This is a genomic window from Streptomyces sp. NPDC053673 (assembly GCF_055585225.1).
This window is the reverse complement of sequence record NZ_JBVJKN010000006.1, coordinates 216,801-229,204: the sequence shown is the minus strand read 5'-3', so window position 1 is coordinate 229,204 and position 12,404 is coordinate 216,801. Positions and strand designations below refer to the sequence as shown.

9 protein-coding genes are annotated in these 12,404 nt (G+C 68.4%); 6 read left to right on the top strand and 3 right to left on the bottom strand.

All coding sequences use genetic code 11. The features are described 5' to 3' along the window. Positions 1-14: 14 nt before the first annotated feature. Positions 15-1,283 (bottom strand): NYN domain-containing protein, encoded by a 1,269-nt coding sequence (locus tag ACZ6ZQ_RS12220; RefSeq protein WP_469768445.1) that lies wholly within the window; start codon positions 1,281-1,283, stop codon positions 15-17. A gap of 225 nt (positions 1,284-1,508) precedes the next feature. Here ACZ6ZQ_RS12220 and ACZ6ZQ_RS12215 point away from each other — a divergent pair, with 225 nt between their 5' ends. Continuing rightward, positions 1,509-1,679 carry a hypothetical protein gene (locus ACZ6ZQ_RS12215; RefSeq protein ID WP_469768444.1) on the top strand — a complete coding sequence of 57 codons (171 nt, stop codon included), beginning with the start codon at positions 1,509-1,511 and terminating at the stop codon, positions 1,677-1,679. A gap of 116 nt (positions 1,680-1,795) precedes the next feature. On the opposite strand, the gene dnaE is transcribed toward ACZ6ZQ_RS12215, so the two are convergent. Then, positions 1,796-5,335 (bottom strand): DNA polymerase III subunit alpha, encoded by a 3,540-nt coding sequence (gene dnaE, locus ACZ6ZQ_RS12210; RefSeq protein WP_469768443.1) that lies wholly within the window; start codon positions 5,333-5,335, stop codon positions 1,796-1,798. Between the two features lie 159 nt (positions 5,336-5,494). Between dnaE and ACZ6ZQ_RS12205 the strand changes: the two genes are divergently transcribed. The 5 genes from ACZ6ZQ_RS12205 to ACZ6ZQ_RS12185 all read left to right on the top strand — a co-directional run bounded on the left by ACZ6ZQ_RS12205 (position 5,495) and on the right by ACZ6ZQ_RS12185 (position 11,643). Continuing rightward, positions 5,495-6,853 carry a DUF2252 domain-containing protein gene (locus tag ACZ6ZQ_RS12205; RefSeq protein WP_469768442.1) on the top strand — a complete coding sequence of 453 codons (1,359 nt, stop codon included), beginning with the start codon at positions 5,495-5,497 and terminating at the stop codon, positions 6,851-6,853. A 204-nt stretch (positions 6,854-7,057) separates the two neighbouring features. Further along, positions 7,058-7,741, top strand: a complete 684-nt coding sequence (locus ACZ6ZQ_RS12200; protein ID WP_469768530.1) for a hypothetical protein — start codon at positions 7,058-7,060, stop codon at positions 7,739-7,741. A 75-nt stretch (positions 7,742-7,816) separates the two neighbouring features. Further along, positions 7,817-8,629, top strand: coding sequence for a DsbA family protein (locus ACZ6ZQ_RS12195; RefSeq protein WP_469768441.1), 813 nt, complete (start codon positions 7,817-7,819; stop codon positions 8,627-8,629). Between the two features lie 87 nt (positions 8,630-8,716). Beyond that, a complete protein-coding gene (locus ACZ6ZQ_RS12190; RefSeq protein ID WP_469768440.1) occupies positions 8,717-10,360 on the top strand; it encodes an alkaline phosphatase D family protein in 1,644 nt (547 codons plus the stop codon). 284 nt (positions 10,361-10,644) lie between these two features. Further along, positions 10,645-11,643: a zinc metalloprotease gene (locus ACZ6ZQ_RS12185; RefSeq protein WP_469768439.1), complete on the top strand. Its 999-nt coding sequence runs from the start codon at positions 10,645-10,647 to the stop codon at positions 11,641-11,643. 177 nt (positions 11,644-11,820) lie between these two features. Here the strand turns inward: ACZ6ZQ_RS12185 and ACZ6ZQ_RS12180 are convergent, their stop codons facing one another. Continuing rightward, positions 11,821-12,390 carry a dienelactone hydrolase family protein gene (locus ACZ6ZQ_RS12180; RefSeq protein WP_469768438.1) on the bottom strand — a complete coding sequence of 190 codons (570 nt, stop codon included), beginning with the start codon at positions 12,388-12,390 and terminating at the stop codon, positions 11,821-11,823. Positions 12,391-12,404 lie beyond the last annotated feature (14 nt).

Genomic DNA, 12,404 nt, shown 5'->3' with positions numbered 1-12,404 from the left:
CGGGGTCCGCGGACCTACTCCCCCGCGGGGGCGCGTTCCGCGGCGGCACGGACGTCGATCTCGCGCCAGAATCCGGCCCGGATCGCATAGCGGTCGTGCTCGTCGATCTGGTCGTCCTTGTGGGCGAGCAGTCCGAAGCGGGCTGCGTACCGCAGCAGTTCGCCGTCGATGCGGTGCGGGATGCGCGGGTACATGGTGGACAGTTTCTGCACGTGCGCCGGGTCGGGCAGCCGCTCCATCCAGCGCCGCGCGAAGACCTGTCCGACCTCGAAGGGGTCGCCGCCGACCGTGGTGATGTCCTCCTCCCGGTCGGCCCAGCGCTGCTCGGCGCTGGTGAGCTGCGCGAGAGTGGGCAGCGACGCGGTCTCCGGGGGCTCGCCGAGCGCGCCGTTGCCCGGGCGCTCGATCCAGCCCTTGTCGGAGGACCAGCGCAGGGTGGCGCCGGCCGGCTGCCGGTCGGCCGCGACGGCCGGGCCACGCAGGCCCGCGAGGTCCTTGGGGGTGGGGACGCCCTTGCCGTGCGGGCCGCCGGGGGTGCCCACCCCGTTCTCCGTGCCGCCGTCGGCGGCCGGGGCGGACGTTCCGTTCCGTGCCTGCGCCACCTGGGCACGGGCTTCCTCCGTGCGCTCCGCGGACGCGGCGAGGGCCGCTTCGGGAAGCGGGGCGGAGAGGATGGCCGCGATCTCGGGGCGGGGCGCGGGCGGCGGGGCGCAGACGCCGGTGAACTCCTTGGCCCGTACGGCCTGGGTGATCCAGGCGCGGTCGAGGACGCGCCGCTCGTCGGCCTCGGCGACGAGGTCCTCCGACTGGTTGTAGTCGCCGTCGGCGGCCTGCACGGCCCAGAGGTGGACGGCGACGCCGTGTTCCTTGGCGGACATCAGTCCGGGCAGCAGATCGCCGTCGCCGGTGACGAGCACGACATCGGAGCAGGCTCGATTTCTGGCCAGTTCGGTGAGTTCGGCGTGCATCGCGGCGTCGACGCCCTTCTGGGCCCAGCGGCCGTCGCTGCGGGTCAGGGCGCCGAGCCGGACGGTGACCCTGGGCATGACCCGGAGCCTGCGGTGTTCCGGCTGGGGGACACGGTCGGGGGCGCCGTCGAACCAGTAGATACGCAGCAGCGGACGTTCCGTGTCGGCCTCGGCACGCTCACGGAGGGCCTGGATGAGGGCGGTGTGGTCGACGGTGATGCGGGAACGCGCCGGCTCTCCGGCGAGGAGACTCGCGGCGGCGCCCAGCAGATAGCCGGCGTCCACCAGGACGACGCAGCGGTCCACGTGTTCCACCCTCTTTCGGGAACCTCGGGAACGGAAGTTGCTTCGGGTTTCCTTCGAGTCTGCCCGACCGCCGGAAGGTTAACGGCCGGAACTCGATCATCGGCGTGGCGGATCGTGAAGCCGCACCGTAACAGCGGTCCGTTACTCACCGCAATAATCCGAAATGCGTTGTTTGAACGGTTATGTGAGTCTGATGGCGGCCCTGGCCCCTAGATCCCACACGGAGGCAGCACCATGGCCAAGAACAAGCAGAACCGTAAACAGGCGGCCGCTTCGAGTGCCGAGCGCGGCACGCAGCAGGCGAAGAGCGCGTCGATCGAGGCGCAGGCCGAGCAGCGGGCGACTCAGGTCACTCCGACCGATGTGGCCCACAAGGGCCGGCAGAAGCGCTTCGGCCACAACTGAGCCGACTGACGGGCTGTCCGAGGACATACGCGTGAGGGGCACGCCCGGCGCCGGGCGTGCCCCTCACGCGATGCACGCGATGCACGCGGTGCACGCGATGTTCCGCCTCCGCGGCCTCAGCCCGCCAGGCAGGACGGGCCGAGCAGGACCTTCAGATCGCCGAAAAGCGCGGGATCGGGCTGCACCCGGTGCCGGTCGAGGCGGAGCACGGTGGTCTTGCGGGCGCCCTGGAGCTTGATCCGCACCTCTGTGTTGCCCTTGTGGTGACCGAGGATCTCGCCGAGCCGGCTGACCATGGGCGGGGTGACCTTCACCGTGGGAATGGTGATCACCACGGGAGCGTTGGTGCCGGCCGATGAGAGGTCGGGGACCATCAGCTCCATCGCGACGAGCCGCGGCACGTCCTCCCGCTTGTCGAGCCGTCCCTTGACGAAGACGACCGTGTCCTCGACGAGCTGGGTGGACACCAGCTGGTACGTCGCCGGGAAGAACATGCACTCGATGGAACCGGCCAGGTCCTCCACGGTGGCGATCGCCCACGCGTTGCCCTGCTTGGTCATCTTCCGCTGCAGGCCCGAGATGATGCCGCCGATGGTGACGACCGCCCCGTCCGCGTGCTCCCCGCCCGTGAGCTGGGAGATCGCCGCGTCCGTCTTGTCGCTGAGCACATGCTCGATGCCGAAGAGCGGGTGGTCCGAGACATAGAGGCCGAGCATCTCGCGCTCCTGCGCGAGCAGATAGGACTTCTCCCACTCGACGTCGGAGAACTCGACGTCGAGCCCGAAGCCCGGCTCGTTGCTCTCCTCGTCGCCCATGCCACCGAAGAGGTCGAACTGGCCCTCGGCCTCCTTGCGCTTGACCGCCACCACGTTGTCGATCATGGGCTCGTGCTGGGCGACCAGGCCCTTGCGGGTATGGCCCATCTCGTCGAAGGCGCCGGCCTTGATGAGCGACTCGATGGTCCGCTTGTTGCAGACGACCGCCTCGACCTTGTCGAGGAAGTCGGGGAAGGACGTGTACTTCCCCTTGGCCTTGCGGCACTTGATGATCGACTCGACGACGTTCTGTCCGACGTTCCGGACGGCGGTCAGGCCGAAGAGGATCACGTCGTCGCCCTGGGCGGCGAAGTTCGACTCCGACTCGTTCACATTGGGCGGCAGGACCTTGATGCCCATGCGGCGGCACTCGTTCAGATAGACGGCGGACTTGTCCTTGTCGTCCTTGACCGAGGTCAGCAGGCCCGCCATGTACTCGGCGGGGTGGTTCGCCTTGAGGTACGCGGTCCAGTACGAGACCAGGCCGTACGCGGCGGAGTGCGCCTTGTTGAAGGCGTAGCCGGCGAAGGGGACCAGCACGTCCCACAGGGCCTGGATGGCTTCGTCGCTGTAGTCGTTCTTCCGCGCGCCCGCCTGGAAGATCGTGAAGTTCTTGGCCAGCTCCTCGGGCTTCTTCTTGCCCATCACGCGGCGGAGGATGTCGGCCTCACCCAGCGAGTAGCCGGCGATGATCTGCGCGGCCTTCTGTACCTGCTCCTGGTAGACGATCAGGCCGTGGGTGACCGCGAGCACTTCTTCGAGCGGCTTTTCCAGCTCCGGGTGGATCGGGGTGATCTCCTGCTGGCCGTTCTTTCGCAGGGCGTAGTTCGTGTGGGAGTTCATGCCCATCGGGCCCGGCCGGTACAGGGCCGAGACGGCGGAGATGTCCTCGAAGTTGTCGGGCTTCATCAGCCGCAGCAGGGACCGCATGGGGCCGCCGTCGAACTGGAAGACGCCGAGGGTGTCGCCGCGCTGGAGCAGTTCGAAGGTCTTGGGATCGTCCAGCGGCAGGGCCAGGAGATCGATGTCGATCCCCTTGTTGGCCTTCACCATCTTGACGGCGTCGTCCATGATCGTGAGGTTGCGCAGGCCCAGGAAGTCCATCTTCAGCAGGCCGAGCGACTCACAGCTCGGGTAGTCCCACTGGGTGATGGTGACGCCGTCGGTGTGCCTGACCCACACGGGGACGTGTTCGGTGATGGTCTCGCTGGACATGATCACGCCGGCGGCGTGCACACCCATCTGACGGACCAGGCCCTCGACGCCCCGTGCGGTGTCGATGACCTTCTTCACGTCCGGCTCGTTCTCGTACATCCCCCGGATCTCGCCGGCCTCGCTGTAGCGCGGGTGCTGGGGGTCGAGGATGCCGGAGAGCGGGATGCCCTTGCCGAGGACGTCGGCGGGCATCGCCTTGGTGAGCCGGTCGCCCATCGCGTACGGGTAGCCGAGCACCCGCGCGGAGTCCTTGATCGCGTTCTTGGCCTTGATGGTGCCGTACGTGCCGATCATGGCGACCTTGTCGGCGCCGTACTTCTCGGTCACGTACCGGATCACCTCGACGCGCCTGCGCTCGTCGAAGTCGATGTCGACATCGGGCATCGAGATGCGCTCGGGGTTGAGGAAACGCTCGAAGATCAGTCCGTGCGGGATGGGGTCCAGGTCGGTGATGCCCATGGCGTACGCGACGATCGAGCCGGCCGCGGAGCCTCGGCCGGGGCCGACCGCGATGCCCTGCTTCTTGGCCCACATGATGAAGTCGGCGACGACGAGGAAGTACCCGGGGAAGCCCATCGAGATGATGGTGTCCATCTCGTACTCGACCTGCTTGAGGCGGTCCTCGGGGATGCCGTCCGGGAACCGGCGCTGCATGCCCCGCATGGTCTCCTCGCGGAACCAGGTGACCTCGGTGTAGCCCTCGGGGATGTCGAACTTCGGCATGAGGTTCCGGGCTTCGAACATCCCGGTGGTGTCGATCTGCTCGGCGACCAGCAGCGTGTTCCGGCAGCCTTCCTGCCAGGCGTCGGAGGAGTCGATCGCGTACATCTCGTCGGTCGACTTCAGGTAGTAGCCGGTGCCGTCGAACTTGAAGCGGTCCGGGTCCGACAGGTTCTTGCCGGTCTGGATGCAGAGCAGCGCGTCGTGGGCACCCGCCTCGTGCGCGTATGTGTAGTGCGAGTCATTGGTGACCAGCGGCGGGATGCCGAGCTTCTTGCCGATCTCGAGCAGCCCGTCGCGGACGCGGCGCTCGATCTCGATGCCGTGGTCCATCAGCTCCAGGAAGTAACGGTCCTTGCCGAAGATGTCCTGGTACTCGGAGGCGGACTTCAGGGCCTCGTCGAACTGGCCGAGGCGCAGCCGGGTCTGGAGCTCGCCCGAGGGGCAGCCGGTGGAGGCGATGAGCCCCTCGGACCACTGGGCGATGGTCTCCTTGTCCATCCGCGGCCACTTCTGCAGCCAGCCCTCGGCGTACGCGTCCGACGACAGCCGGAAGAGGTTGTGCAGTCCGGTCCTGTTCGCCGCCCAGATCGTCTTGTGGGTGTAACCACCGGAACCCGAGACGTCGTCCCGCTTCTGGTGGGGCTGGCCCCACTGGATCTTCCGCTTGTTCCGCCGGGACTCGGGGGCGACGTAGGCCTCGATACCGATGATCGGGGTGATGCCGGCCTTCTTCGCCGAATGGAAGAAGTCATAGGCGCCGTGAAGGTTGCCATGGTCGCTCATGGCGATGTGCGTCATGCCCATCTCGTTGCAGGCGCTGAACATGTCCTTGAGCCGCGCGGCACCGTCCAGCAGCGAGTACTGGGTGTGGACGTGGAGGTGCGTAAAGGGCGGCTTGGTCACGACGGAAGGCCTCCGGAGAACGAGCGATGACAGTCTGGGTGGACAGCGTGGAAGTCTATGCCTCCGGACTGACAAGTGCCGGGCACTCCGCACTACCTTCGTGCGTTGAGCGGGACGGAACACCCGTCCCATTTGTCATGTACCAGGAGGCACCCAGCGATGTCGGTCCACCAGCCCTCGGCCGGCGAGCGAGGCGAGGAGATCCTCTCCGTCTTCGACACCGCCTTCGGCGAGCTCCTGGCCGCCGACCCGGCCGCGTTCCGGGTGAAGTTCCGCAAGATGGCGGCCTCCGCCTTCGCCTTCTACCGGGGCACGGCGAGCCTCTTCTACGCCGACCTGGAGCGGGAACACGCAGCCGGCGGGAACGGGCACCGCGGCCCGTATCTGGACGAGCGCACCAGCCGCGTCTGGATCCACGGCGACCTCCACGCCGAGAACTTCGGCACGTACATGGACGCGAACGGCCGGCTGATCTTCAACGTCAACGACTTCGACGAGGCGTACGTAGGCCCCTTCACCTGGGACGTCAAGCGGCTCTCCGCCTCGCTGGCGCTGATCGGCTACACCAAGGCGCTCAGCGACGAGCAGATCACCGAGCTGGTCCGGATCTACGCCGCCGCCTACCGCGAGCGCATCCACTCCCTGGCGGCCGGCGCCAAGCACGACGACGTGCCACCCTTCACGCTGGACACCGCCCAGGGCCCGCTCCTGGACGCGCTGCGCAGCGCCCGGTCGCTGACCCGCTTCGAGCTGCTGGACTCGATGACGGAGATCCGTGAGTACGAGCGGCGCTTCGCGGAGGGCGGCGGCTCGATCGAGCTGGACGCGGCGACGCGGTACAAGGTGCTGGCGGCGTTCGACGGCTATCTGGAGACGCTGCCCGAGTCGAGCCTCGCGCGCCCCGACTCGTACCGGGTGAAGGACGTGGTCGGGAGGCGCGGCATCGGTATCGGATCGGCCGGTCTGCCGTCGTACAACATCCTGCTGGAGGGCAACAGCGACGCCCTCGAGAACGATGTCGTGATCTACATGAAGCAGGCCCAGACCCCGGCGGTGTCCCGGCACGTCACCGACGAGCGGGTCCGGGGCTACTTCCAGCACGAGGGCCACCGCACGGTGATCTCGCAGCGTGCGCTCCAGGACCACGCCGACCCGTGGCTGGGCTGGACGGAGATCGAAGAGGGAGGACGCCGGGTCGGTCAGCTGGTGGCGGAGGTCTCGCCGTACGCGGTGGACCTGGACTGGTCGGACATCGACGACCCGGTGGAGATCGCGGCCGTGGTCGCCGACCTCGGCCGGGCGACGGCCACGATGCACTCGGCGGCGGACGACGAGAGCGGTCACTCGCTCGTGCCGTTCTCCACGGAGCGCGCCATCGACGCGGCGATCGCGGCGGACGAGGACGGCTTCGGCGACCTGCTGGTGGACTTCGCGCACAGCTACGGCGCCCGGGCGCGGGCCGACCACCAGATCTTCGTGGACCTGTTCCGCAACGGGAAGATCCCCGGCCTGCGGTAAGGCCGGTCCGGGGTCGTGTCCGGGACCTGGTCCGGGGGGCGTGTCCGGTGCTCGTTCGGGGGCCGGTCCGGGTGGCCGGCCCGCACGACCGGATCCTTAGCAGCGGCTTACCGCAGCGCATGGCACACTCCTTCAGCGATGCAGCACTTCCCGGGGAACGGCCCCGGCCCCCAGCAGCAGAAGACACCCGGCAGGCAGGCCCCTTTGTACATAAGCGACACGCGGCTCAGGGGGCTGCGGGCAGCGATCTTCACGGCACTCGTCGTGACGCTGTCCGTGGCCTCCCACGTGCTGCTGTCCCAGGTGCCGCTGCCGCTGACGACGGTCGTCGCCGTCGCCGCCGGAGTGTTCCTGCTCACGTACGCGCTGGCGGGACGCGAGCGGGGGTACGGGCCGATCGCGGCCGTGCTGGTCCCGCTGGAGCTCGCCGCGGACACCGTCTTCACCACCGGCCAGCACGTCTGTTACGGCGCGGCGGGCGGACCGGTCGCCGGTTCGCTGCGCGCGGTCGGGGTGGATGTGCTGTGCGGCGGCAGCGTCGGCGCCCCGCTGCCCGGTGTGGCCCCGGCCGAGGGCCGGATGGCCACGCTGATCAACTCCCCCGACCCGGCCGTGCCCTGGCTGCTGCTCGCGGCGCACGTGTCGGTCGGGCTGCTCACCGCGGCCTGGCTGCGGCGCGGTGAGTCCGCGCTGGCGGGTCTGCTGCGCGCGGTGGCGGGGTTCGCCTTCCGTCCGCTGCTGATCGCCGTCGCCGTGGTGTACGGGGGCCGCGGGACCGCCCGCCATGCGGAGCGCATCGCAGGCCGACCGCGCTTCGCCCGCACCCTGCACTTTGTGCACTCCGTGGGACGCAGGGGGCCGCCGCTCACGGCTCCCGCGCCGAGCTGACACGTCTCGATCCGAGCCGAGCCCGGCGCTCCCCGGCCGAACCACTTCCCACGCATCCCCACGGAGAACACGATCATGAGTGCACGCAACAGCCAGGCCAACAAGGCGGCCGCCCGCGAGCGGCTGCGCGCCGAGCGCGAGCGCCAGGCCAAGAAGGACAAGATCAGGCGGCAGCTCGTCGTCGTCGCCTCGATCGTCGGCGTACTGGCCGTGGCGGGCGGCGTCGGCTACGCCGTCATGCAGGCCAACAAGCCCACGGCCTGGGAGGCCGCCAAGGACGCGAAGGTCGTCAAGCCCAAGAACACCGAGGGTGAGAACGGCACGACGGTCGTCATCGGCAAGCCCGCCGCGAAGAAGACCCTGGAGCTGTACGAGGACTCGCGCTGCCCGATCTGCGCGACCTTCGAGCAGGCGGTCGGCGAGACGGTCAAGAAGGACGTCGACGCCGGCAAGTACAAGATCAAGTACATCGGCGCGACCTTCATCGACAACGCCACCAACGGCGAGGGGTCGAAGAACGCGCTCTCCGCGCTGGGCGCGGCGCTCGACGTCAGCCCCGAGGCCTTCATGGAGTACAAGGCGGCTCTCTACTCCGCGAAGTTCCACCCGCAGGAGAGCGAGGACAAGTTCGCCAAGGACGACTACCTGCTCGAGATCGCCGACTCGGTGGCCGCGCTGAAGAACAACGCGGCCTTCGAGAAGGCCGTCAAGGACGGCACGTACGACGCCTGGGCGCTGAAGATGTCCGACACCTTCCAGAAGAGCGGTGTCGAGGGCACGCCGACGCTCAAGATGGACGGCAAGAAGATCAACGCCGAGGGCAGCCAGAACACGCCCATGACGGCCGAGCAGTTCAACGCCGCGATCGACAAGGCGCTCAAGGGGTAGCCGACTCACGGCATTTAGCGAACGGGCAGGCGAATTTTCCTGAATTCGCCTGCCCGTTCGGCTTACTGATCAGTAATCTGATCGGCCGTGACCAACAGACTCCCTTCATCTCCGAGCCGCCGCACGGTCGTCAAGGCCGCTGCCGCCACGGCTGTTGCCGCACCCGTTCTCGCGGGCGCCACCGCCGCCTCTGCCGTCGAGCAGGGCCCGGCCTTTCTTCATGGGATCGCCTCCGGTGACCCGCTCCCCGACGGCGTACTGCTGTGGACCCGGGTCACCCCGGCGCCGGACGCCCTGCCCGGCTCGGGCAAGGGCCCTGACACGGAGGTGAGCTGGGAGGTCGCGGAGGACAAGGGCTTCTCGAACGTCGTCGCCCGCGGACGGACGACCGCGACCGCCGCCTCCGACCACACCGTCAAGGTGGATGTAAGGGGGCTTCGCCAGGCGACCGTTCACTACTTCCGGTTCACCGCCGGCTCGGCGGTCTCGCCCGTCGGCCGTACGCGGACCACCCCGGCCGCCGACGCCGCCGCGCCCGGAGTGCGCTTCGGAGTGGTCTCCTGCGCCAACTGGGAGTCGGGCTACTTCTCGGCGTACCGGCATCTGGCGGCCCGCGCCGACCTGGACGCGATCCTGCATCTCGGCGACTACATCTACGAGTACGAGAGCGGGGGCTACCCGGAGGACAAGTACGTCGTACGGCGGCACGAGCCCAGGCACGAGATCGTCAGCCTCGCCGACTACCGGACCCGGCACGGCAATTACAAGACGGACGCCGACCTCCAGGCGCTGCACGCCGCGCACCCGGTCATCGCGATCTGGGACGACCACGAGATAGCCAACGACAGCTGGTCCGGCGGCGCCGAGAACCACACGCCGGGCACCGAGGGCGACTTCGCGGCGCGCGCCGCGGCGGCTCGGCAGGCGTACTTCGAGTGGATGCCCGTACGCGCCTCGACGGAGGGCACGGTCTACCGCCGGCTGCGCTTCGGCAAGCTGGCCGATCTGCACCTGCTGGACCTGCGCTCGTTCCGTTCGCAGCAGGCGTCGGTGGGCAGCGGCAAGGTCGACGACCCGGAGCGCACGATCACCGGCCGCGCCCAGCTCGACTGGCTGAAGTCGGGCCTGGCGTCCTCGGACGCGGCCTGGAAGCTGGTCGGTACGTCGGTCATGATCTCGCCGGTCGCCTTCGGCTCCCTGCCGGCCCATCTGCTGGGGCCGATCGCCGAGCTGCTCGGTCTGCCCAAGGAGGGGCTCGCGATCAACGTGGACCAGTGGGACGGGTACACGGACGACCGCAAGGAGCTGCTGAAGCATCTGACCGACCGCGGGATCAAGAACACGGTCTTCCTCACCGGCGACATCCACATGGCCTGGGCCAATGACGTACCGGTGACGGCGGCGACGTACCCGCTGTCGCGGTCGGCCGCGACCGAGTTCGTGGTGACGTCGGTGACCTCCGACAACCTCGACGACACCCTGCATGTCGCCCCGGGCACGCTCTCGCTGGTGGCGTCCACCGCCCTCAAGGCCGCCAACCGCCATGTGAAGTGGCTCGACATGGACAGCCACGGGTACGGCGTGCTCGACGTGACCGCCGAGCGCTCACAGATGGACTACTACGTCCTCTCCGACAAGACGCGACAGGACGCGACGGCCACCTGGACGCGCTCGTACCGGACGCTCAACGGAACGCAGAAGGTCGAGCGCGTGAACCAGCCGGTGCACTGAGGGGCGAAATTCAGCCACTCCGCGATCTGTTAACACCTCATCACATCGCCACGACGGGTGGTGTGCTCCGCAGTACCAATGCGGACACACCACCCGTTTCTCTATGCCCATTCGTTACACGCAGATCTCAAACCCCGGACAGGCCTGAAGGTTTTCTCCCTGATGCCCTCAATTGCTCAAAGATTGATTGGGCTTGATCAATCCTCAACTAGATCTGGCATGCACCCGTAATCTCCCCGCGGTGGCCAAGAAGGCCCCTTCACAACCCCCCGCAAGGAGACACAATGCGTGCCTTTGTCCGTATATCCCCACGTTTGCGTAACCGCGCAATCGGTACGGCAATCATGGCCGGAACCCTGGCCATCGCCCCGCTCTCCGCCCCCACCGGGATCGCCGCCGCCAAGACCCCCGCCGCCTCGTCCGCCGCCGAGGACTGCGCGGAGGACGGCGCGAGCGCCGCCGCCCGCGAGTCCCGGCCGTCCGGTTCCGGCCACGCCAATGAGCCCAACGAGGTCACCGAGGCCAAGGCCAAGGCCATGGACGCGGACCTGAAGAAGAGACTCGAGGCGGCGAGGACGAACGCCCGTGGCCTGTCCGTCGCCGCGTCGACCACCATCCCGGTCTACTTCCACGTCGTCCACGACGGCACGACCGGCAAGCTCAGCGCCACCGACATCAGCAACCAGATGGCGGTCCTGAACGCGGCCTTCGGCGGCCAGGGCACCGGCAACACCGATTCCACCTTCCAGTTCTCGCTGGCCGGCACCGACTACACGGACAACGCGTCCTGGTACAACCTGAGCTCCGGTTCCACCGCCGAGAAGACCATGAAGTCCACCCTCCGCCAGGGCGGCGCCGGCGCGCTGAACATCTACACCGCCAACCTCGGCGGCGGTCTGCTCGGCTGGGCGACCTTCCCGTCGTCCTACAACTCCAGCCCTTCCATGGACGGTGTGGTGCTGCTCGACACCTCACTGCCCGGCGGCTCGGCCACCAACTACGACGAGGGCGACACCGCCACCCATGAGGTCGGCCACTGGATGGGGCTCTACCACACCTTCCAGGGCGGCTGTAACGGCAACGGCGACTACGTCGCCGACACCCCGGCCGAGAAGAGCGCCGCATACGCCTGCCCGACCGGTCGCGACACCTGCGTCAACAAGACCGGCGTCGACCCGATCCACAACTTCATGGACTACACCTACGACGCCTGCATGTACCAGTTCACCGCGGGCCAGGTGCAGCGGATGAAGGACAGCTGGACCGCCTACCGAGCGGGCTGACACCGGTCTCCTCCAACCCGGCGCCACGCATGCGCCGGGGGGACGTGATCGACCGGGCGGTTCGAGCTGATCGAGCCGCCCGGCAGCGGAGGCATGGGCACGGTCTGGCGGGCTCGCGACACCGTGCTCCACCGCGAAGTGACGCTCGAAGCGGTCAGTCGTAGGCGCTCGTAGGGCCTAAAGCGTCTCCAGGAAGGCGAGCGCCACCCGCCACGTCTGCTCGGCGGCGTCCTCGTCGTAGTCGGGCAGGTCCGCATCCGTGTACAGGTGCCCGGCACCCGGGTAGCGGTGGACCTCGACGTCCGCCCCCGCCTTGCCCATCTGCAGGTACCAGGCGGTCAGCCAGTCGTGCGGCTCCATCGGGTCGGGGTCGGCGACATGCAGCTGCACGGGCAGCTCGTCGACTTTCGTGTCCGGCGCGATGTCCGACGTGCCGTGCAGCAGGAGCAGCCCGCGCGCCTTCTCGTCGCCGAGCGCCAGGTTCTGCGCGACGGCCGCACCCAGCGAGAAGCCCGCGTAGACGAGTCCACGCTCGGAGTGGGGCGCGGCTGCCACGATCGCCCGCTTCAGGACCTCGTCCAGGCCGATTTCGTTCTTGTAGGCCCTCGCCTCTTCGAGCGTCTCGAACGTCCGGCCGTCGAAGAGGTCGGGCGTCCACACCTCGTGCCCGGCGGCCCGCAGCCGCTCGGCAGCGTCCCGTACCGCGGGGCGCAGACCGAACGTCGAGTGAAAAAGCATGATCTCCATGCGGCCAGGTTACG

Bases quoted from the DNA above. Each gene is read 5' to 3' on its own strand.
- ACZ6ZQ_RS12195 (WP_469768441.1), top strand. From the start codon at position 7,817: ATGAGTGCACGCAACAGCCAGGCCAACAAGGCGGCCGCCCGCGAGCGG.
- ACZ6ZQ_RS12215 (WP_469768444.1), top strand. From the start codon at position 1,509: ATGGCCAAGAACAAGCAGAACCGTAAACAGGCGGCCGCTTCGAGTGCC.
- ACZ6ZQ_RS12185 (WP_469768439.1), top strand. From the start codon at position 10,645: ATGCGTGCCTTTGTCCGTATATCCCCACGTTTGCGTAACCGCGCAATC.
- ACZ6ZQ_RS12180 (WP_469768438.1), bottom strand. From the start codon at position 12,390: ATGGAGATCATGCTTTTTCACTCGACGTTCGGTCTGCGCCCCGCGGTA.
- ACZ6ZQ_RS12205 (WP_469768442.1), top strand. From the start codon at position 5,495: ATGTCGGTCCACCAGCCCTCGGCCGGCGAGCGAGGCGAGGAGATCCTC.